This is a genomic window from Paenibacillus sp. NPDC056933, from assembly GCF_042674385.1.
GTDB lineage: Bacteria > Bacillota > Bacilli > Paenibacillales > Paenibacillaceae > Paenibacillus.
Genome location: NZ_JBHUQN010000006.1, coordinates 216,272 through 238,547, shown reverse-complemented (window position 1 = coordinate 238,547; position 22,276 = coordinate 216,272). Strand labels below are relative to the sequence as shown.

Genomic DNA, 22,276 nt, shown 5'->3' with positions numbered 1-22,276 from the left:
TGAACTTATCCTTGATTAAAATATTCAATGGTTTTCTCAATAAATGCTTTAGCAGATTGGGTCAGGTAACGATCAGACCGATGAATGACTTCAAAGTGACGGTAAGGAGCATCGTCCGTGATTCGGATGATGCGTAGCGCCGGTTCATTCATCGCCTTGATCAGTGGATATGGGAGTATCGTACCGCCAACGTTAGCTTTGACCAGGCTAATGATGGAGGTTGCCGAGCTTGTCTCCATGATCGTATTCAGGGTGAAGCCATATTTGCGGCAATAGCCATCAACTAGCTCTCTGCCTGTGAACCCTTCAGGGAACATCACTGTCTGAATATCCCGCAGTTCTTTGATTCCAATCTCCTTTCGGTCGGCCCAAGCGTGGTTCTCGGAAACGACAAGGACGTATTCTTCACTGCACAAAGGAATGCGGACAAGACGGTCATCAGGAGCAGAGGTTAGCTCGATTCCGATGTCTACTTCGTTATCCAGGACTTGATTTATTACGTAAATCGAAGAGACAACCTTCAATTTCACCTTGGGAAATCGGGCATGGAAATGAACGAGCAATGGAGTGATACGGTAGTCCAGATCGGACGGAAGGAGACCAATCACCAGCTTGCCTCGCTGGTCATTGCGGAATTCAGCTATCGCATCCTGGGTGTTCTGCAAATGACGAACCATTTGTACACAATGCTCCAGGAACAACGTTCCTGCCTGAGTCATCACAATTTTTTTGCCCACCCTGTCGAACAGGGGAACACCCAATTCATCCTCCAACGCTCGAATTTGTTGGCTCAAGGTAGGTTGAGAAATGCCAATTTTGTCTGCTGCACGTGTGAAATGGAGTTCTTCACAAACGACGATAAAGTTCTCCATTTGACGGATTTCCATCTGTATCGCCTCAAATCATTGGTTTTTATAATCATTTTAATAGAAACTATTGTATTGTTCAATCATTTGGATGCCTCTATACTAATCTTGCACCACAAAAAGATCTACAACCTGGATCATTAGTGAATGCAACCATATAACCATACTTGAGGTGATCCGTAGTGAAACTGTTTTATATCGTCCTGGCGCTTATTCTGGCTTCCTTGAATTTGCGACCGCCGATTACATCCATTTCCCCTCTGATGAGTACCATACAGGGCGATCTGAACATTAGCGGAATAACCGCCAGTCTGTTAACCACGCTTCCCGTATTATGTATGGGCATATTCGCTCCATTTTCCGTAATGCTAAGCAGGAGGTGGGGGAATGAGGGCGCGATCGTTTTGGCTTTAATGCTCATTGGAGTAGGTACGGCACTTCGGTTGTTCGTGGGTGCAACGCCTCTGATGATGTTTACTTCTTTTCTATCCGGTGTAGGGATTGCATTGGCCGGTCCGCTGTTGTCCAGCTTTATTAAGCAGCATTTCCCGACGCGAGTTGCTGCCATGGTGGGTATTTACTCTACTGCTATGGTCGTGGGGGCCAGCATAAGTGTTGGATTATCCGTTCCGCTTCAAAAGATCCTGGGGGGTTCGTGGAGGGGCTCGTTAGCAGTATGGGCATTGCTCGTAGCGATTGCTCTACCGATCTGGATGAAATTAGTCTTGTCAGCACGAAAGGATCGACAATCGGGGCCAATTTCAGCTGTTAATGTTGAAGCTCTTCCAGTGAAAAATAGTCGAGCATGGGTGCTGACATTGTTCTTCGGACTAATGGCAGCGATCTTCTATTCCTTGACCGCATGGCTTGCACCCGCGATCCAAAGCCAGGGATATACGAAAGAGACTGCCGGAAGCATCCAAACGTTATTTACGTTGATTTCATTACCGTCTACGTTATTCATTCCAATGCTCGTACACCGTTACCAAAGACGTGTATTCTGGCTTGTAGGATGTGCATTAATGGAGTTGATAGGAGTTTTAATGCTGAACCTGTCCGTCAGTCCTTGGCTGGCCGCGATCCCACTCGGCATTGGTGCCGGGGGACTGTTCCCAATCGCATTGATGCTGCCCATTGATGAGACGAATAATGCTCAGGAAGCCAGCGCATGGTCAGCGATGACTCAATCCGGCGGCTATATTCTGGGGGCCCTTGGTCCGCTGACGATCGGTTGGCTGCATGATGCCACGGGCAGCTTCATTCAAGCGTTCTATGGTCTGGCTATAATCATTGTGCTGCAAATCGTCGTTCAGTTGGCGATAGGCAATAAAAAAAGTTCTCCAGCGAGCTATGATAATCAGAGCCTGGTTTATAAAAAAAATTAATATGAGATGAGATCACAAACATCAGCGGGACTAATCAAGTGAACTAAATTAAGTGAACTAAATCAAGTGAACAAAGTTGATGCCCGATAACAGGAACCGGAAGTTCTGGCGCCCTGTGATCCAGTGTAAACTCATTCACTCACCTTACTTATATAGTTGTAGCGATTTTTAAACATGATCAAGTAAATCCTGATAGTGCTGTCTTAAGGATTCCTTTAATGTGTCGGGTTCTATGATCCGGATGGACTTGCCAAAACTGGCGAGATAGCGAATGATGAACTCATGCTCAGGGGGTTCATACGAACCGACTAAATAGGTGTGTCCAGTTCGTCCGGAATCAGCGCCAGATTCGTTGATGAGCTTCATGGATGGAAACTGTTCTTGCTGGAACAGCTCCACCCCGGCTTCATTGATCAGACATTTGAATGGGATGGCGTTCTCTGATGGTTTCCATAACGAGTGGGCATCCTGTAGATTGAGTTCATTGATATGTTTTACAGGGTCGATGTCTGTCGTCTCGGTTGAGGTGATTCGGTCACATCGGAACACACGATACGCCTGTTTATCCAGATCATACGCTTGGCAATACCAGTAGCCTTTCATAGCATAGAGGGCGATTGGCTGAATGTTGCGTATGCTGGGCTTGGGTGTGTCGGGATTGGAGCTGTTATCTGGGTTATTGCTCCTGCTCCTGTTGCGAGTATATTGATACGTAATCTGAATCACTGCATTCTGAACAGCGGCCATCAATAGAAACTCCAGATGCTCACTATCCCGGATTTGCTCGGTGTGTCGGAATGAGACCCGGTGTTGAATTTGCTCGATATCCTGTCTTTGACTTTCAGATAGGGCGCTAATAAATTTCTCGTGAATGGAACGAAAAGAGACCTGAAAGGGCAGATTGGTAAAGCTGCGTAAAGCCTGCATGGCAAAGTAGAGGGCATGAAGCTCGCCCGTATTAAATGAAATGGGCGGCAGCTGCATTTGCTGAAGCAAACGATACCCGCCGTAACGTCCATACTCGACATAGATGGGTGCGCCGATTTCCTCCAATGACGCGATGTCTCTTATTGCAGTTCTCTTGGATATCTGAAACTCTTGCATGAGATCTTGCAGGGTGAAGTGTTGTTTTTGATTGATAAAGCGCAGCATCTGGTTCATGCGTTCTGATTTTTTCATAAAAGAACCTCTCAATGGTGCCATGGATTGGCACCTTTTGTCGTTATATTAAACAGTGTAATCCAATCAAACGAAGGAGGCAATACAGATGAATTTTGAGGTGATCCCGTTTCTGTCAATGAATGGAGACGCTGCGGCAGCCATTGCTTTTTATGAGAAGTATCTGGGTGCTAACGTGTTATTCAAAAAAAATTACAAAGAGATGAAGGAAATGAACCCGGGGTTTGAATATCCCGAAGGCCAGGATGAATATATTACACATTCGGTACTCCAGATCGGGGTAAACAAACTGATGATTGCTGAGGAGGAAATGGATACAGGGCGGCCGTGGCAGCTGGGAAACAGCACGTCGTTATGCATTCAATCGAAAGATAAAAGTACAATGACTCAATTGTATAATTCGCTGGTGCAACATGAAGAGGTTACGGTGCTGGTGCCTTATGAGCCAAACGAATTTAGTCCGGGTTATGGAATTGTTCGTGATCCGTTCGGGATCGTGATTCAACTTTGTGTGACGGTACATGATTTCTAATTAAGTGAAGATGAATTCGTAATGAGCCTGGAGGATATAAATCCTTTGGGCTCATTTTAAATTCATTAGAAGTTATAGTCTCCTCTAAACGTTCTGTAAACGGGTGGCGTCCAGCTTGGCAAGACGTTTCATCACTTTCTTAAGCATGACGGAGGCTTTGACGCGGAGAGGAAGATCGGTGGAGATTTCGATGCTGTATGTACCAGCAAGGACCTGCTCTTTGAGCTCGGCAACCGATGTGCATGGATGATCCAACACATTGACTACACTGCCGTATTGCAGACACTGATGGGTATCACTTCCGGCAGTGATCGGTTTACCAAGGGAGTGGGCGAATGGTTCAACCTGGCTGCGGCACGTCTCGATGCCGTATTGGTACATATCCTTGGCGTTCAGATCAAAAGCGTCCAGACGTCCCAACAAATCACGATCCAGCTGGTACAGCGGGGTGGACTCACGGAAAGGATGTGCGCCAATTTTGAGCAGGGGCCAGGCTTCGGCCAAATCCAGCAGCTCGGCAAAAGGAATGAATGAACCTTTGGCCGTATATGGATCCAGGCCGCTGCGGACGGCAAGGATATGTTCTTTTTGACCCACCAGCAAAATATGTCCTGTCTCCTGAATGTCTACTTCCATACCGGGAAAAATGCGCAGCCCGTCTGCATCGTAGTAGTCTCCTTTATAAGGATAGAGACGATCCAGTGTCTCGTAGACATCGTAGAAGTTGCGGGTGTTAAAATGTTCGGTTAGCGCGAGGGCTTCGAGCCCGCTGGCTTTGGCCTCCTTGACCATTTCGGTGAAGTAATCGACTGAGAAATCAGAGTTTTTGGATAATTTGCCGTGTGTATGAAGATCAATACGCATAGAAGACACTCCTTTTATTCCATGAATGGTTAATGATATGAACAATTACAGCATTTTATTTTGAATTACAGAATCTCATAACGACTGCCGAGCCAGAACAGCAGTGCTACATAGATTACCGATCCGGCGAGAAATCCGAGGTCACGTGAGGTGATTTTCAGATGGGCCAGCTTCAGGCGTTTGGACTCAGGGTGCTTCATACCGTACGAGAAACCTCGTGTCTCCAGTGCTTCCACGGTTGTGCGCGAACGTTTGGCGGTAGCCAGCATGAGCGGGAAGAAGGATACAACAAACAGCTTCATATAATAGACTACAAGCCGCCAGTAGAGCCATCCGTGCCGTGAAGGGACCTGACCCCGCAGTCTGTAGGACAGCATAATGTTGCGGAATTCACCGAACAGCACCGGCAATATGCGGTAAGCATAAGAGAGACTGAAGGAGAACGTTGCAGGCATGCCGAGCGCAAGTAATCCATCGCCGATGCGTTCCGGGTCCATGCCCGAAAAGACGGTGATACTCGCCAGCGAGACGATCGACAGCTTCAGGGTCAGCAGCAGCAGGGGGAATGCAGATTCCAGATTGCCACCGAAGAACAGCGAGATGATAAACATCCACCCCACCTGACCGATTAGCCCCAGACAGAGAATGATAATGATAAAGGGAGCGGCTCTGGACAGTATGGTGGTAGTTACCGTCAACAAAAACATGCCAAGCAGAACAGTCCCGTTATGAACAAACCAGGGAACGATGGCAAAAAAGAGATACCAGATCAGCATGGCACGGGGGTCAATCCGCGAGAGGCTGGCATGACCGCTGCCATATACAGTATTCATCAGCTCAAGCTGAATGCGTTCAATGGATATTTTGTCAAACCAGTTGCGGACAAGCTGCATGATGCATATCCTCCTTGGTGAGTGATCGATTCAACAGGCTATCAACAAAAGCCTTGGTTGTCGGTGCAAGTGTCGGCAGCCCCATTCGGTGCGAAAGCTCCATGATCTGTGTTAACGCAAGTCCGGAACGGCGCAAAAGGGAAGCGTCTGCAAACACGTCGGCAGGTGTGCCGTCTGCTTCCACCTGACCGTTGTGAAGCACGATAACCCGACTGGCCCATTGGGTAACCAGCTGCATGTCATGCGTGGCAATGATGGTTGTTCGCACATGCTGATCCAGCTCATCCAGCACACCTATCAATTCTTCGCGGGTAGCGAGGTCCAGATTGGCGGTCGGTTCATCCAGCAGCATGAGTGATGGCTTCATGGCTGCACCGATGGCAAGTGTGACACGCCGCTGTTGTCCACCACTGAGAAGGCGGGCATCCCTTTCTTGCAGTGGAGAAAGCCGGAAACGATCCAGTACATGTGCGATTTGCTGATCAGCTTCCGGGATACGACGATTCTTCAGGAAATACGCGATTTCTTTTCGGACACTGTCTTCGATAAACATTTCGGAAGAGTTCTGAAAAATATACGCGACCTTACCCGCCAGTTGTTCCAGGGACGAACGGTGAGTAACCTCACCCAGAACGCTGACACTGCCTTCCTGAGGCAGGCTGATTCCAGCCATCAGCTTCAACAGTGAGGATTTGCCGGCACCATTGTTGCCAATCAAAGCAATCCGTTCTCCTTCATGGAGTGAAATATTAACGCCACGAATGACTTCATGTTCTTTTTTGCCCAGCCCTCTGTAGCGCAGCCGGGTTTGATGAAACTGTACTATAGGAATTAACGGTTCAGTAGCTGAAGTTGGCGATAGACGTTCTGTATTCGCAATCCGATTGGAAGCGTCGCGTGCTAAAGTCGAGTCAGATGAATGTTCATTTTGCAAAGAAACGGATGGAATGGACGAGCAATGCTCGGCAAAATAAACCGTTGCTTCTTCCACCGTGACCGGGAAACGTTGTCGTGAACCTGAAAAGTCCGCATTTATTTCTTCTCCCTGCGATAATTCGGCAGCCTGGATAGCTGCACGTGTCACCTCAGGAGGCTGAATGCCCAGCCGCTCCAGATCTGCAATCCGATTCAAACCTTCCCTAACTGGAAGATTCCACAAGACCTGACCTTTGTCCATCAGTACCACATCTGCGCAGAAATCGGCGATAAATTCAGTATGATGTTCGATGACGATAATCGTCTTGCCGTATTCCGTATTCAATCTGGAAAGGCACTCATAGATGAGTCTTGCATGCTGCGGGTCAAGCTGTGAGACAGGTTCATCGACAATCAGGATGTCCGGGTCGAGTGACAGGGCCCCGGCCAGAGCGAGCAGATGTTTCTGCCCACCACTCAATTCCCAGATGTATCGGTTATGAATAGCATCCAGACCACACATGGTTAGTGCATGTTCACCCATTTCCCGGTAGTTGGGAAACCCGTAATTGAGTGGTGCAAAGCAAGCCTCGTCCAAGACGGTGGGCCGCACGAGCTGGTTGTCGAAATCCTGATAGACGTAACCGATCTTTCTGGACAGGTCTGCAACACTCCGGCCTTCGGCAGGCATGCCGAGTACATGGACTTCACCGGAGAAGTCTCCAGTGTAGAATTGGGGAATAAGGCCATTGAACAACTTGCACAGAGTAGATTTGCCGCAACCGTTGCCCCCGATAATGGCTGTAAAACTGCCTCGTGAGAGCTCAAGCGAAGCTCCGTTCAGGACAGGCTCCTTTGAGCCTGGATAAGTAAAGATAACATTTTGAATGGAAATAGCAGCATTCGTTGCAGAAGCAGAAGCAGACGTAGATGTAGATGTAGATGTAGACATTTCATTATGCATAAGGGCGGTTCTCCGTACCTGGTACCATTTTGTTTTTGCTACGTTTCGCACGCATGATCAGTAATGTCACCACGGCAACCAATGCAGCAGCCCCGATACTAATCCATATTGAAGCTGAACCATATCGATCTGCATAGTCCGTCTCCCAAACCGCAAAGTTGATGTCCATCTCGGACAGGGCTTCCGCACCAAAGGCCAACGCGAGCAGCAGTACACCGATGATGATTAGTTTCGGACGGAAGAAGCCGATGCCTTCATATTTCATCCCTGGATTACGAGGTTTGATACCGAGCAGCGGTTCAATTTTGCCGTAGAGCAGAGGTACGAGATACAGCGTAGGCAGCAGAGCGAACAGTATGCCCGAGAACAGTACGTCATTCAGAAAACCAACCCCTTCGATCAGTACAACACTTTCCGCAAGTCCAGGGACTGCTTCCAGCTGCTCCACACCAATCCACACTTTACCGATATCCACCAGTGAACTGAGGAACTGATGAATGATGACACCCGTCATGGCAGCTATACCAACCTGTCTGCGATTGCGAGGATCACTGACCATACGTCCTGCGACATACATGGCGAAGGAAAAGGTAATGAATTTCTCCAGCTCGCCCAGTCCGCCGAATTGCCCCAGCATCAGCTCACCGAAGATCACCTCGCCAAGAGCCGCGCCAAGGGCAGCAATCATGGGGTGGAACAAAATGCAAAGTGTCAGCGGAATGAAGGCGAAGTACTCAACAGACAATTCAATCGGTCCAAGCTGGAGCTTGGGAATAAGCTCTGTGAACATGTTGGACAAGCCGTACAGTGACATGGAAAGCACAAACACCATCATTTTCTGTGAAGACGTCAGCGTGTAACGCTCAGTCATCTTCTTCATCGATACATACCTCCCTGAAAGTTGGTGATCATCATAGCCACAGTCTAGGGGCAGAGTATTAACGGGAAGGAGGACATTTGTAAATCGAATGTAATTTTTATTACACAATATAAATTTAATGAAAAAAATATTACATACATAAACGACTTCCTCTTCGTTCAACTGATATACTGAGTGCAGAGCGAGAAAAGGAGTGCATACGGAATGAATTTGTTTACTCATAAGGAACAGCTGTCACCCGGCCATCTAAAAATTGCTGATTTTGTTGAACGTAATCCGGAAGAGATTCTCTTCATGACAGAACAGGAGATTGCTGACAGGCTGGGGGTCAGTATTGCGACCGTATCCCGTTTCTGGCGTGCGGTTGGATATGATAATGCCAAATCATTCAAAATCAAGCTTCGTACATCCGAAGACACCACTCCTGCCCTAAAATTAAATAAAACCATATCCCGCATGGATACGGAAAGCCTTCCCGTTCAATTACTAGAGGCCTCGGTCAGCCATTTGCAGGAGACATTGTCCCATATGAAGCAGGGGGATCTGGAGCACGCAGCAACCATCTTTGCAGAAGCACGAAGAGTATACGTATATGCTCCAGGACCCTCCGCTGGTGTGGCGGAATTACTGTCCTTTCGGCTGTCCCGATTCGGATTGACGGTCGTCCACCTCGCCGGAGGTGGTCATGAATTATTGGAATCGCTGATGCACATGCAGCAGGAGGATGTTGTGCTGCTGATGTGTTTCACAAGACTCTTGCCTGAAGCAGAGGTCATTCTGGATTATGCCAGAGATACAGGCAGCAAAGCCGTACTTGTAACAGATCGGGAAGACCTGTTATATGGATTGGGGACGGAGTTATCTTTTTACGTCAGCAGAGGTGAGCTTGGAGAATTTCATTCCATGGTTACTCCGCTCCTGTTAATGGAGCAGCTGGTGCTGGCAGTGGGATTGATGCAGAAGGAACATGCGCTGTCCAAGCTGGAGCGGCTGGCTGATCTGCGTAGTCGTTATGCCGACAAGCTGCCGCGAGGTTAATCCAGGATAGCTAGGCGGAAGGAATGTTTGGAGCGGTGGCCGATAGGCCCCGCTTTTTTGGTGTGCAAAAATCGGGAATTATTGTGAGAAAGTAGGGAAACAATACACAGGGATACCAGGAAAGTCTAGATAACGGGGTGAGACAGATGTGGCAGAAAATATTCTCTTATATGCCGGAGTGGTCTACTTGGGGACAGGCCTTTTTATTATTTTTGATACCAATCTTGTTCTTGAAAGGATTCCAGTGGTTGCGTTCATCCGTAAAGAAAGGGACCTTTTCGAATAAAGATCAACAAAATCGGGATGCTGACTCCAATCCTTCTACGGGCGAAGAGACAGGGAGTTACGCAAATATAAGGCTTACCGGGAAGTATGCTACGGATCTGATTAGTGTAAAAGAAACGTTTGGTCAAAATGCAGACGTACATATACGGGAGTTTACGATAAGGGGAACCAATACGTCCGCGGCTGTCATGTACGTGGATGGATTGGTAGATCATGATCTGATCGATACGCACCTCTTCACACCCCTTATGACTGAGGGGATTCCCGAAACAGAGCGGGAAACATTTCAACACCCCGAAAATGCAAATGAACTCAAAGCTTATATAAGCAGTCAGCTGCTGCCTGTTAGTGAAGTTCAGGAAGCGGAGACGTTGCAACAAGCGGCACGGGCAGTTCTTATTGGCAAAAATGTATTGTTGATTGACGGGATGCCAGGAGCTATCCTTGTCGGATCAGCAAAGGGGAAAACCCGCAGCCTGGAAGAGCCGCTATCTGAAGCACTGCTTCGCGGGCCAAGAATCGGCTTCACCGAACGGCTGAGTGAAAATACCGGCATACTACGGCTATTCGGAGGTAACGAGGCTTTGTTTATGACCAAGCATCGGGTTGGTACCCGGATCAAAAAGGATCTCGTCATTGCGTATATCCAAGATATTGCAAGTTCCGATCTTGTCACTGAGGTTGAGAAAAGAATCCAAAGCCTGGACATGGATATGATGATGGAATCAGGTTATGTGGAACAGTTGATTGAAGACGATGAACTGAGCCCATTTCAACAGGTTCAGAATACAGAGAGACCCGACCGTGTAATCAGCGGGTTATTGGAAGGACGCGTAGCCATCTTACTGGATGGAACACCCTTTGCATTAATTGTACCGTCGACCTTCAGCATGCTGCTTCAATCCCCCGAAGACTATTACGAGCGCTGGATTCCGGGGACGTTTCTGCGTATGCTTCGTTTCCTTGCGGCCATGCTTGCCCTGTTCGCGCCTGCATTGTATATCTCCTTTATCTCTTATCATCCGGGTCTGATTCCAACGAAGCTGGCTCTAACCATTATTCAAACCAGACAGGGGGTGCCTTTTCCCTCCATTATTGAGGCGCTGATTATGGAAGTCTCCATTGAAATTTTGCGGGAAGCGGGAATTCGACTTCCGAAGCCGATCGGACCTGCGATGGGCATCGTTGGCGGTTTGATTATTGGGGAGGCCGCGGTGAAGGCCGGAATGGTCAGTCCATTTCTGGTTATAGTTGTGGCCGTCACTGCGATTTCTTCGTTCTCAATCCCCTCATATAGTGCGGGGATTACACTGCGTATATTACGTTTTTTTGGAATGTTCAGTGCGGCTGTCTATGGATTGTTTGGGGTAGTTATGTTTTTCTTGCTGCTCTGCAGTCATCTGGTTCGGTTGAAAAGCTTTGGAGTTCCTTACGTCACCCCGGCTGTGCCGTTCAGCCTGTCGGATTGGAAGGATTTCTTTATTCGGGTACCCTTACGAATGATGAGGCAGCGCCCAGGCATGATGAATCCGAAAGACCCTGATCGCAAAAAGTAGGCATATCCGATATTCAGGAGGTGGATCATGAATCCTAAAAAGGACCAGCTGACGACAGTTCAAGCCGCAGTCTTTATCATCAATTACATGCTCGGTGCAGGAATACTTACACTTCCCCGAACTACGGTAACGGCGGTCAAAACGCCTGATGTGTGGATTTCAATTATATTGTCCGGTCTGTTGGCTATGCTGCTGGGTATAATCCTGGTGACCTTGTGCCGAAGATTCCCAGGGAAGACCGTTTTTCAATTCACTGAGGAAATCACAGGGAAGTGGATTGCTTATATTTTGGGAGCTGCGATCATCCTGTATTTCCTTGTCATCTCTGCCTTTGAAATCAGGGTGATGGCTGAAGTCACCCGGTTATATTTATTGGAGGGAACCCCGGTGTGGGCCATTGTCATGGTGTTTATGTGGATCGGCTTTTATTTGATCTCAGGAGGGATCAACTCCATGGCGCGTTTGTATGAGATCATTTTACCCATTACGCTTATTCTTTTTGTACTGGCCATTTTTCTGAGCAGCAGTCTGTTTGAGATCAATAATTTGAGACCTGTGCTGGGAGAGGGGATCATGCCGGTGTTTAAAGGGCTGAAATCTTCGGTGCTTGCCTATACGGGTTATGAAGTCATGTTTGTGGTGATGGCATTTATGAAAAATCCAGAGAAGGGCAAGAAAGCCATGGTCTGGGGAATCCTTATCCCTATGGTGATCTACCTCATCACATTAGTTATGGTTGTGGGCAGTTTATCTATTGAAGGCATGAAAACAAGAACGTGGCCAACCCTTGATTTGATGCGCAGCTTTGAGATCGAGGGGTTGTTCTTTGAACGGTTCGAATCCCTGCTGCTGGTTATTTGGATTATGCAAATTTTCTCTACGTCTACGATCACGCATTATGGCGCTTCTCTTGGATGTTCGCAATTGTTCAAGAAAAAAATGCTGCCTTTTCTGATCATTCTGCTCCCGATCAGTTACATCACTGCTATGCTTCCGCAGAACGTGGACGAAACGTTCAAACTCGGAGATGCTTTGGGGAATACATCCATTTATTTGTTTGGTGTTTTGCCGCTATTACTTCTGTTGTTGAGCATGTTCCGAAAGAAAGGAGGCAAGTACAATTGAGCAGGATCAGAAGGCAATTAACCCTTTTGTCAACGGCGCTGCTGGTTTTTGTCTCAGGCTGCTGGAGCAGCAAAGAGATCGAGGATTTAAGTGTCTATGTGGGTCTGGGGCTGGACGTCGCTGAGGAAACGAAATTAGAACAGGACATTAATAAACAAGGAGGTCATTATCCCAAAAACAACGTATTTACAGCTACCGTACAGATTGTCCCACGAGTTGGGGGAAAACAGGAAAATCAAAGCAGTTCCAGTGGTTCTTCCGGCGGACAAACCTTTTTGAATGAACAGTTGACCGGAGATTCCCTTTTTCAGATCTTTCGTCAGTTTGCTCTAAGAAGAGACCGTCCGCTCATTGGTCATCATTTAAAGGTTATTGTCGTTTCCCAAGAGTTGTCGAAGAAATACAGCATGGAGCAGCTGCTTGATTTTGTTTTGCGGGACAATGATATCCGACCCAGTTCCCTTGTTTTGGTAAGCAAAGGACGTGCTTTAGATGCCCTTAGCTCCAAGGAGCCGGGAGAAATCCCAGTCTTTTATTTGAGGGGGTTGGTGAATAATGCATATCGTACCAATAAAATTCTTCCTCCTGTATCCCTCGCGAAACTTGATGGCAAAATGCAGTCAGGATCAAGCTTTTTGCTGCAAAATGTCCTTACTGCTGATGGGGAGCATAAATTCTCAGGCGCAGGCGTCTATAAAGGGAAAACGAAAAAGTGGATCGGCACCTTAAATCAGGTGGACCTTCAAGGATTGTCCTGGATCACTGGGGAGGCTAAGGGAGGGGCCTTAAAATCGTATGCACCGAAAAAGGGACATACGATAGTCTATGAAATCAAGTCTACTAAGAGCAAAATTGTGCCAAAAGTCCACGGAGATGACATTTCTTTTCATGTAAAAGTTGAATCAGAAGGTCAACTCATGGAAGATTGGAGTTCTCCGGAAATTCCTGCGACGGAAGAGTACATTGATGAATTGGAGGCTCAGTTCGCTAGTGCAGCCAAAGAACAAATGCAGCAGGTTATGAACAAAATGCAGCACACCTATCGGGTGGAAGTGGCCGGATTTGGAGAGCAGTTGCGGATCAAATACCCGAAAGTATGGAAAAAGGTCAAAAAAAATTGGGATGAAACCTTTAGTCAGATTCCCGTGACCTATGATGTGAAAATGAAAATCACAGATTATGGATCATCGACGGATTAAAGATGAGGGTGGAGATATTCCTTTATCCACAAATGGATGATGATATTTAATTGTTGACACAACCATGATAGATCGCTATATTTATAAAAAATCATTTTCTTATCCAGAGAGGTGGAGGGACTGGCCCTTAGAAGCCTCAGCAACAGATCTGAAGGATACTGTGCTAATTCCAGCGGGTGAACAGCCTGATAGATAGGAGCGTTTGTCTTTATTTGTCAGTTATGGCGCACTCTTCGGGAAGGGTGGGTCTTTTTGTTGTTCTGGATGAAGAAGTAGGGGAGCAGGCATGGATAACAACAAAGATACAGGGCATTTTCAGCGCAAAATGCAGGCACGGCATGTAGTCATGCTCTCACTTGGAGGAGTTATTGGTACAGGTTTATTTCTTAGCTCAGGTTATACCATTCAGCAGGCAGGGCCGATCGGGACTATTCTGTCTTACCTGATAGGAGCGATTGTCGTTTATCTGGTTATGCTTTGTTTAGGTGAACTGTCCGTTCATATGCCGGAGACTGGGGCATTTCATAGCTATGCGGCAAAATACATTGGGCCGGCAACAGGATACACTGTAGCCTGGTTGTATTGGCTAACCTGGACGGTTGCCCTCGGTTCCGAATTTACAGCAGCGGGACTGCTGATGCAACGCTGGTTTCCTTCCGTGAATGTATGGATCTGGAGTGCGCTCTTTGCGCTCATGATCTTCCTGTTCAACGCGCTGACGGTCAAATTTTTTGCAGAATCGGAATTCTGGTTCTCTTCGGTTAAAGTACTTACGATTTTGGTCTTTATTATTCTCGGTGCGGCAGCCATGTTCGGTATTATTCCAATGGCAGACTCGGAAACCGCCCCTTTTCTATCCAATATTACAGCGTCAGGCTGGTTCCCGAATGGCGCTTCTGCGATACTGATGACGATGCTTGCCGTAAACTTTGCGTTCTCGGGCACAGAATTAATCGGAATTGCTGCCGGGGAGACGGAGAATCCGGAAAAGACGATTCCGAAAGCGATCCATACCACGTTATGGCGCTTAATTATCTTTTTTATCGGAACCATTGTTATTCTCTCTGCGCTATTACCCATGTCGGATGCTAGTGTTCTCGAAAGTCCATTTGTAGCTGTAATGGAGCGAATTGGTGTTCCGTATGCAGCAGATATTATGAACTTTGTTATTCTGACGGCGATTCTCTCTGCTGCCAACTCGGGCCTATATGCTTCTTCGCGGATGCTGTGGTCTCTGGCAGATAAAAAGACGATCTCTCCATGGTTTGCCAAATTGACGAAACGCGGTGTACCGCTGAATGCCCTCCTGATCAGCATGGTTGGTGGCGCTTTGGCTTTGCTCTCGAGCATCATTGCACCAGGTACCGTGTATATTACGCTGGTCTCCATCTCTGGCCTTGCCGTTGTTGCCGTATGGATGAGCATCAGTGCTTCGCAGTATATGTTTCGCAGACAGTATCTTCGGGAAGGGCATGCGGTTGAGGAGCTGGTCTACCGGACGCCGCTGTACCCGGCAGTACCGATTATTTCATTTATATTATGTCTGGCTTCATGCATAGGCATTGCTTTTGACCCGACACAGCGCATAGCGTTGTACTGCGGTATTCCTTTTATTGTATTATGTTACGCAACGTATTATCTGACAGAACGTGTGAATAAGAAAAGAGGACTAGAACATGACGCAACCAAAACGCATTAATCCGTTGGAACAGATCCTGCGGGAACATCCGGTTATGATTCTCGATGGGGCACTGGCAACCGAACTTGAGCAGCAGGGGTGTGATCTGGATGATCCATTATGGTCAGCACGTGTCCTGCTGGAGAATCCGGAAGTTATCGTTCAGGTGCATGCGGATTACTTCCGTGCAGGAGCGGACTGCGCGATCACATCCAGTTATCAGGCAACAGTGGATGGCTTCGGCAAGAGGGGCATCGGAGAACAGGAGTCGCTGAAGCTGATTCGCAAGACAGTAGAGCTGGCGGCTCAGGCGCGTGATGACGTGTGGCAAGAAATCCAAGGTGGAGTCGCAGAGAATGTAATTGGGAATGAGTCAAAAGGTGAGAAACGACCTGCAGTTGCGATAGGGAAAGCGGCATCGGCTCGTCCACGTCCAATTGTTGCTGCATCCGTCGGGCCTTATGGTGCTTATCTGGCGGATGGTTCAGAATATGTTGGTCATTATGGTGTCTCGGATGAGAAGTTAACCGCTTTTCATCGTCCGCGGATCGCAGCACTGCTGGAAGCAGGGGCGGATATTCTGGCTTTTGAGACAATCCCATCCTTGCAGGAAGCACAGGTATTGGTCGCTTTATTAAAAGAGTTTCCTGACGCTTATGCATGGCTGTCTTTCTCATTACAGGATGGCAAAACGATCAGTGAGGGGACGCTCTTGGAAGAGTGTGCACGACAATTTGGCTCCGAGCCGCAGATTGCTGCGATTGGCCTGAACTGTGCTCCCATGGAAGTGGTGACGGAAGCGGTAGGTGTGCTGAGCCGTGCAAGCGACAAACCTGTCATTGTCTATCCGAACTCGGGGGAGATTTATGACGCTGAGACCAAAACGTGGAGCGGTCAAGGGTCATGCGGCAGCATGAGCGATGCATCGGAGCAGTGGGTTGCTGCGGGTGCCAAGCTGATTGGCGGCTGCTGCCGGACTACACCTCATCAGATTGGTGAACTGGCGAAGAAGTGGCGTAAGTAAGACCTGCTGCGTAAGCGCGTGGATTTCCACCAGCATGTAAAAAAGGTACATGAACAGCCCTTTCGTCCCCATGCATTGGGGGACGGGAGAGCTGTTTTATTTCTTTTGGCTATCGAAAATAATTAGTCAGGCTACAGAGCAGATACTCTTTCGTATTGTTATTCTTTCGCCCAGGTTATTCTATGACCAGCATACGAGGGGATGCTTCGCCAATAACCCGTGATGAGAACCAAGAGCCAAGAGCTGCAGCGCCAATGCTTAAGCAGGCGAACAGAATAATTCCACCCCAATTCAAAATTAATGGAAGCTGTACGATACCATATCCGGAGAGGATCATCTCCAGTAACACGGGGAGCACATATACCCCTATCACGCTTCCCAGTACTGCCCCAATGACAGATAGTACTGTCACTCCCATGGCAACCGATAATCGAATCCGACGAGATGTCATGCCTATGGATTTGTAGATGCCATAGGTTTTGTTTTCTTTGCGGATACTGATCCGGCAGGTACTGAAAATAATGATGAATGTAGCCAGAATAAACAACAGCCCAATCAGACTCATAGGATAGATCAGGATGTCAGCGGCTTCTGCATAAACCGAATCGAGCAGCGTTTTTTGGGTTACCACCGAAGCGGAAGACTTAAATCGCTCATTCAATTCATTGGCAACTGTATTCGCTTGCGTTGGGTCATTCACATTGATGAAAATGGCATCGAAATCACCGTATGCCGGGTTCACAGTTCTCACGGCATCCATGGTAATTCGACCTGATACGGACATGTTGGCGATGGCCTGATAGATACCAGTTATGATGAATGTGCGCTTTTCTCCTTGAATGTAGAGATCTATGAGGTCACCCCGATCCTTATTTAAGGTTTTGGCTACACTTACACCAACGGCAATTTCATTCTCTTGCTGAGGATTATTTCCTCGCAGGTTCTCAAACCCAAGCTCCTGATAACTTCCATCCAGTACACTCAAATATAGACTGATGGTTTGACCATGCATTTCTGAGGAAGATTCCGGACTGAATACTCCGGTAATGTTTCCTTGCCAGCCCACATATCTAATCCTTGAATCTTCTGCTAGCCCCTGCTTAAATTCATCCTTAGGAAATGTACTTTTGTTAACAACCACAGCTGCAATATTGGCATTATCATAACCCCACTTGGCGGCTGTCTGATAGATTCCGGTAATGCTAGTCAGCAAAACATACCCCAGGACGAGCACGGAAGAAGCCACGGTAGTCAGCAGGAACATCAGAATAGAACTTTTACTGTTCTTGATTAGATTGCGGATGCCAATAACCGCGAATACGGGCATTCGCCCAAAACCGATCCAGTTACCCAGTGGTGAGTGGATTCGGTTGGACATGCGGGTATGATCACTCTCTGACATTCCATAGCGGATTGCCTGTACCGGTTGAATGCTGCGTGCTTTTTTGGCATAGAGTACAACGAATAATATTACCAGGGCAAACAGGGAGACGCCGACCAGAATGGCCGCACTGATTCCTTTGATTGCAATATCACTGCTGCCTACCCGAAGGGAAGATACGGAGATATTAATGATGAATTTCGATACTAACACGCTCAGTGCGATTCCTGGGAGAATGGCGACCACGGATAGTAACGAGTATTGAATAACATATGTGCCTATGGTTCTGTTTGAGGTGAGTCCCAGTGATTTGAGAATGCCTATGGTTTGGTAGTTTGCAAGTATGGCATCCGAGATAGTGAATCCGATTGTGATCAGGGCAATCATCATCATCACGACACCAAGGAAAATCATGATGAATCCAACGATCTGACTAATGATCAGATAGAATGAGGCGATACTCTCAAACTCCATCTTGGTTTCCAGAAACGGAGCACCTGTCTCGCTGGCATAATGATCCCAGTAGTCAGAATTCATGCTGTAATCATTAAAATGAATGCCCATCATGTAAGTATCTTTACCTCCGAGTGAAGGGAAATCAGCTTGATAATCAGCAGGATTCATCCACACTCGTGCTGTATTGGTGAAGGGCGCTCCGTATGGAATGTCGACCACAATGCCGGATACCTTCAGATCAAGTGTGCTGGACCCGGTCTTAAAGCCTATCGTATCTCCTGCCGAGATCGTGTATGCATTCGCCATAGATGTGGGAATCCAGACCGAACCTTGTTCAGGCACAGCGCTCTGCAAACCACTGGAAAAAACAAGCTCATCTACCTTCCACGGTAGTCCAGGTGTATCCATCATGTATAGGTACAGGTTCGGGATATCGAGATCATTGAAAGCGATGCCTGATAGTGTACGATACCTCAGCAGTGTGGACACTTCGACCCCGTCTTGGGAAGCCCACCAGTCATACACGGCTTTGGGATCATTCAGTCCTTTGTCGAACGTCAGAATCTGATGCGAGCCATGGGTGCGCTCATGCATTTCCTTAAACTGATTGTCTGTGTTGGCTAGAATGATGACTGCTGTGGATACAAGGAGTGCAGAGAGTAGAATCAGCAGAGCAATCAACAGATTTTGTATTTTACTTCTGCTCAGGTAGGACAGGCTAAGTTTCAACATGGCAGCCATCGGTTACTCCTTCCCTGATACAAAAGCAAAGATCATTGATTCCCGATCCTGGATATGATGTTCGTTATATTTCTCAAACTCCAGAACACCGTCAACTTTGCCGTCCCGGATGAAAATAAGACGATCCGCCCGACAGGCTGCCTTGATATCATGTGTTACCATAACAACGGATTGCCCTTTCCGATTGATATTCGTCAGAATATCCAATACGGCTTTACCATGTTCGTAGTTCAAGCTTCCTGTAGGCTCATCGGCAAAGATGATGTCCGGTGAATTGATCAGTGCGCGTGCAATAGCCGCTCGTTGCTGCTGGCCCCCCGATGTTTGAGATGGAAGGCGTTTGCTTTGTCCGTCAATATCCATGGCAGCCATCAGTTGTGCGGCCCTTGCTGTTACCTCAGTTTTTTTGCCTCCAGCAATATATCCCGGCAAAGCAATGTTCTCTTTGATCGAGAGATCCGGCACCAGATTGATGCTCTGATAAATATAGCCGATCCTGTGAATACGGAATTGAGACATTTCATGTTCGCTGTAGGCATCAATTCGCTGGTTGTGAAAATAAACTTCGCCAGCTGTCACATGATCCAGCCCGCTCAGCAAATACAGCAAGGTTGATTTGCCAGAGCCGGAATTACCCATGATAACCGTAAAATCTCCTTCATAAATATCGAGATCGACATTGCGTATGGCATGATATTGTTCACTGCCTGTATTGTACGTCTTGCATAGGTTTTGAACACGGATGATGGATGTTTTGGTCAAGCGGATCACTCCCGATTCCAGTATAAGGTTCATTCTAAGGAAGGGATGTTGAAGAAGTCTTATCAAATTATGAATAAAGTATTACAGCCCTTGGGCAATGGATTGAGATGAAAAGAAGGTTGGAAATTAACTTCAATGCTCAGCTAATGGGGAGAGTGAACTGAAACAGGGTGCCCTGGCCCTCTTTGCTTGAAAAGGAGATATGTCCTCCGTGCGCTTCAATAATGCCTTTGCAGATGGAGAGACCCAGGCCTGTACCTTCAAGAGTATTGTCTGTGCGGGAAGTCTGGCCTCTGAAATAACGTTCAAATACAAAAGGCATGTCCTCTACTCGAATCCCCTGACCCGAATCGACAATGGTAACTTTGAAAAGCGCGTTTTCCAGTTCCGTGTTGATATGAATGGTGTCTCCCGGCGCAGTATGCTTAAGGGCGTTTGAGACGAGGTTGGACAGAACCTGTTCAATTCGTATGGGGTCCATTCGGATAAGGACATTGGGAATGTGCTCCGGCTCCCTATACTTCAGGCCGTTCATTTGTACGCTATGTCCGATGGGTTTCAACATCGTATTAATGGCGGAACGGCTATAGACCTCACGCGGCTCCACCGATATCTGGCCCAGTTCTTGCAGGGCATGTACAAGCAGGTCCTCGACAAGACGGGCAGTTTTGTCCGTATGGGTACGCATGATCTCCATATATTCCATCAATGTCTCCTCATCCGAGCACAACCCTTCAAGAATGGCTTCTATGTATGCTTTTATGGTCGTAATTGGAGTTTTAATGTCGTGAGATAGATTCGTAATCAGCTCTTTCTCTGCCTTTTCCTGTCTAATCCGCTGCTCACTCAAATGCATGATTTCGGATCGCATCAGATCCAGCATAGCGTACAGTTCACCCATCTCATCCGTCCGGTTATACTGAATCTGCTTATCATACTGTCCTTTGAGAATAGATTCCGTATGTTCCTTCAACTGATGAATGGGAGACAGCATCCGTTTTCTGATTTTGCGCTTCATGAATATGAGAAAAATAGCAAGGATCAGGGAGCTAACCAAGAGTACACCCAAAATAATATAAAGGGATGTCAACGTTTCATGAACAATAATCATAGACGTTGGAACCGTGAAGACCGCATTGCCGATCTGCCTTCCTTCAGGACCATCCATGACGGGAAAGGCGAAATTAAGCGAATCTTCTCCGTTTGTATTTTTCACGGTGTGGTTCAGATCATAATGCAGGACTGATCGCAAGTTGACTTGTTTTCCTTCAGTTGCAGGAGAGGAGGACAGTAAAACAACTCCATCCAACCCGATGTAGGATAGTTCGATCCTATTCTCCTTGGCGATGTTAAGCAGATGTTCTCGAATTCCGGGATCCTGCAGATGTTGATTGTTCTGCTCCAGATCAAGCAGAAGGGGATTGATCATAAGGCGTACCTTCTGGATGGATGGATTGGATCCGCTCGACTGCCTGTTTGTGCTCAGTTCATGAAATAACATCAGGCTGCATCCGATCAGAATAAGCAGGAGGATGAATGAAGTTCTTAGCCATCGTGTGGACCAGGTGTTCAGTGACATGTTGCCTCCTCCAATCTTGATTATTCATGATTGAATTTGTAGCCCACTCCCCATACCGTCTTCAGGATAGAAGGATGGGAAGGGTCTGCCTCGATTTTCTCTCTCAATCTGCGTATGTATACGGTAACGGTATTTTCATCTCCATAGGCTGCATATCCCCAGATCGCATCAAGCAACTGGGATTTAGAAAAAACCTGATTTTTGTGGCTTGCCAGATGAAATAGCAGCTCAAATTCCTTGGCGGAGAGAGAAACCTCATTTCCGTCAAGGGTAACCCTATAGGCTTTCTTGTCAATTTGGAGATTACCTAGACGCAATAGATGGGGGTGTTCTTGTTCTGCTGTCACGCTGTCATAACGTCTGAAATGAGCATTTATTCGGGCCAGTAATTCGCTCAGAGAGAAAGGTTTGGTCATATAGTCATCCGCGCCAAATCCCAGGCCGAGGACTTTGTCCGTATCATTTCCCCTTGCGCTCAGAATGAGAATGGGGATGTTATTTCGTCTCCGAATTTCGCGGCATACATCAATGCCGTCCATATCCGGAAGCATGATGTCCAGAATGATATAATCCGGTTGAAGCATGTCCATCATCTGCAACCCGTCCTGACCATTAACGGCTATTGCTGCTTCATACTGATTCTTCACCAAGTAGTCTCGCAGAATGCGCGAAATATCGTGTTCATCTTCGATAATAAGAATTTTGCGTGGATTAGCTTGCATATGTATCGCTCCAATACTATTAATGAAATCCATTTACCTGGATGAATTTGCAAGAAAGGCATTCCATATCAATTGTACAGATTTATAATGGCAGAGTCATGGGTGAATTTGGTAAAAAAAGATGGGACTGAGGAAGGGATGGAACTAAAAAACGCCGCAGTACCAAAGAGTGTACAAGCTACATTCTCTCGCAAGGCGGCGTTTCTTGTTATTGCTTGACTGTATTGAACTTGTGTATGGTTTGTTCGTTCG

The 22,276-nt window shown here is 47.2% G+C and carries 18 protein-coding genes and 1 riboswitch; of the genes, 8 read left to right on the top strand and 10 right to left on the bottom strand.

Annotated features, from left to right (window positions below):
- Positions 1-5: 5 nt before the first annotated feature.
- Positions 6-887 (bottom strand): LysR family transcriptional regulator, encoded by an 882-nt coding sequence (locus tag ACFTRD_RS29150; RefSeq protein ID WP_379386096.1) that lies wholly within the window; start codon positions 885-887, stop codon positions 6-8.
- 161 nt (positions 888-1,048) lie between these two features.
- Here ACFTRD_RS29150 and ACFTRD_RS29145 point away from each other — a divergent pair, with 161 nt between their 5' ends.
- Positions 1,049-2,251, top strand: coding sequence for an MFS transporter (locus ACFTRD_RS29145; protein WP_379386094.1), 1,203 nt, complete (start codon positions 1,049-1,051; stop codon positions 2,249-2,251).
- Between the two features lie 168 nt (positions 2,252-2,419).
- On the opposite strand, the gene ACFTRD_RS29140 is transcribed toward ACFTRD_RS29145, so the two are convergent.
- A complete protein-coding gene (locus ACFTRD_RS29140) occupies positions 2,420-3,430 on the bottom strand; it encodes a helix-turn-helix transcriptional regulator (protein WP_379386092.1) in 1,011 nt (336 codons plus the stop codon).
- Positions 3,431-3,518: 88 nt separating this feature from the next.
- On the opposite strand from ACFTRD_RS29140, the gene ACFTRD_RS29135 reads away from it, so the two are divergent.
- Complete coding sequence (locus ACFTRD_RS29135) at positions 3,519-3,962, top strand: VOC family protein (protein ID WP_379386090.1); 444 nt, start codon at positions 3,519-3,521, stop codon at positions 3,960-3,962.
- A gap of 84 nt (positions 3,963-4,046) precedes the next feature.
- Here the strand turns inward: ACFTRD_RS29135 and ACFTRD_RS29130 are convergent, their stop codons facing one another.
- The 4 genes from ACFTRD_RS29130 to ACFTRD_RS29115 all read right to left on the bottom strand — a co-directional run bounded on the left by ACFTRD_RS29130 (position 4,047) and on the right by ACFTRD_RS29115 (position 8,478).
- Positions 4,047-4,826 carry a PHP domain-containing protein gene (locus tag ACFTRD_RS29130; protein ID WP_379386088.1) on the bottom strand — a complete coding sequence of 260 codons (780 nt, stop codon included), beginning with the start codon at positions 4,824-4,826 and terminating at the stop codon, positions 4,047-4,049.
- 65 nt (positions 4,827-4,891) lie between these two features.
- Complete coding sequence (locus ACFTRD_RS29125; RefSeq protein ID WP_379386086.1) at positions 4,892-5,719, bottom strand: energy-coupling factor transporter transmembrane component T family protein; 828 nt, start codon at positions 5,717-5,719, stop codon at positions 4,892-4,894.
- Positions 5,694-7,598 (bottom strand): ABC transporter ATP-binding protein, encoded by a 1,905-nt coding sequence (locus ACFTRD_RS29120; RefSeq protein ID WP_379386084.1) that lies wholly within the window; start codon positions 7,596-7,598, stop codon positions 5,694-5,696. The genes ACFTRD_RS29125 and ACFTRD_RS29120 overlap by 26 nt, the downstream gene beginning before the upstream one ends.
- The gene (locus ACFTRD_RS29115; RefSeq protein ID WP_379386082.1) at positions 7,591-8,478 is read right to left on the bottom strand and encodes a DUF8171 family membrane protein; all 888 of its coding nucleotides are present in this window, start codon (positions 8,476-8,478) and stop codon (positions 7,591-7,593) included. Before ACFTRD_RS29115 ends, ACFTRD_RS29120 begins: the two co-directional genes overlap by 8 nt.
- A gap of 204 nt (positions 8,479-8,682) precedes the next feature.
- On the opposite strand from ACFTRD_RS29115, the gene ACFTRD_RS29110 reads away from it, so the two are divergent.
- From ACFTRD_RS29110 to mmuM, 6 genes are all read left to right on the top strand, one after another.
- Positions 8,683-9,516 carry a MurR/RpiR family transcriptional regulator gene (locus tag ACFTRD_RS29110; protein ID WP_379386080.1) on the top strand — a complete coding sequence of 278 codons (834 nt, stop codon included), beginning with the start codon at positions 8,683-8,685 and terminating at the stop codon, positions 9,514-9,516.
- Between the two features lie 146 nt (positions 9,517-9,662).
- Entirely contained in the window at positions 9,663-11,357 is a 1,695-nt protein-coding gene (locus ACFTRD_RS29105; RefSeq protein ID WP_379386078.1) for a spore germination protein, read from the top strand.
- 27 nt (positions 11,358-11,384) lie between these two features.
- Complete coding sequence (locus ACFTRD_RS29100) at positions 11,385-12,482, top strand: spore germination protein (RefSeq protein WP_379386076.1); 1,098 nt, start codon at positions 11,385-11,387, stop codon at positions 12,480-12,482.
- Between the two features lie 5 nt (positions 12,483-12,487).
- Positions 12,488-13,681 (top strand): Ger(x)C family spore germination protein, encoded by a 1,194-nt coding sequence (locus ACFTRD_RS29095; RefSeq protein ID WP_379386141.1) that lies wholly within the window; start codon positions 12,488-12,490, stop codon positions 13,679-13,681.
- A gap of 96 nt (positions 13,682-13,777) precedes the next feature.
- Positions 13,778-13,880: riboswitch (SAM riboswitch) on the top strand.
- 87 nt (positions 13,881-13,967) lie between these two features.
- Positions 13,968-15,380 (top strand): S-methylmethionine permease, encoded by a 1,413-nt coding sequence (mmuP, locus tag ACFTRD_RS29090; protein ID WP_379386074.1) that lies wholly within the window; start codon positions 13,968-13,970, stop codon positions 15,378-15,380.
- Positions 15,358-16,383: a homocysteine S-methyltransferase gene (gene mmuM / locus ACFTRD_RS29085; protein ID WP_379386072.1), complete on the top strand. Its 1,026-nt coding sequence runs from the start codon at positions 15,358-15,360 to the stop codon at positions 16,381-16,383. The genes mmuP and mmuM overlap by 23 nt, the downstream gene beginning before the upstream one ends.
- A 175-nt stretch (positions 16,384-16,558) precedes the next feature.
- On the opposite strand, the gene ACFTRD_RS29080 is transcribed toward mmuM, so the two are convergent.
- From ACFTRD_RS29080 to ACFTRD_RS29065, 4 genes are all read right to left on the bottom strand, one after another.
- Positions 16,559-18,961 (bottom strand): ABC transporter permease, encoded by a 2,403-nt coding sequence (locus tag ACFTRD_RS29080; RefSeq protein WP_379386069.1) that lies wholly within the window; start codon positions 18,959-18,961, stop codon positions 16,559-16,561.
- Between the two features lie 3 nt (positions 18,962-18,964).
- On the bottom strand, positions 18,965-19,723 hold the full coding sequence (locus ACFTRD_RS29075) for an ABC transporter ATP-binding protein (protein ID WP_379386067.1): 759 nt from the start codon (positions 19,721-19,723) through the stop codon (positions 18,965-18,967).
- Between the two features lie 139 nt (positions 19,724-19,862).
- On the bottom strand, positions 19,863-21,302 hold the full coding sequence (locus ACFTRD_RS29070; protein WP_379386065.1) for a sensor histidine kinase: 1,440 nt from the start codon (positions 21,300-21,302) through the stop codon (positions 19,863-19,865).
- A gap of 20 nt (positions 21,303-21,322) precedes the next feature.
- Entirely contained in the window at positions 21,323-22,024 is a 702-nt protein-coding gene (locus ACFTRD_RS29065; protein ID WP_379386063.1) for a response regulator transcription factor, read from the bottom strand.
- Between the last annotated feature and the right edge of the window lie 252 nt (positions 22,025-22,276).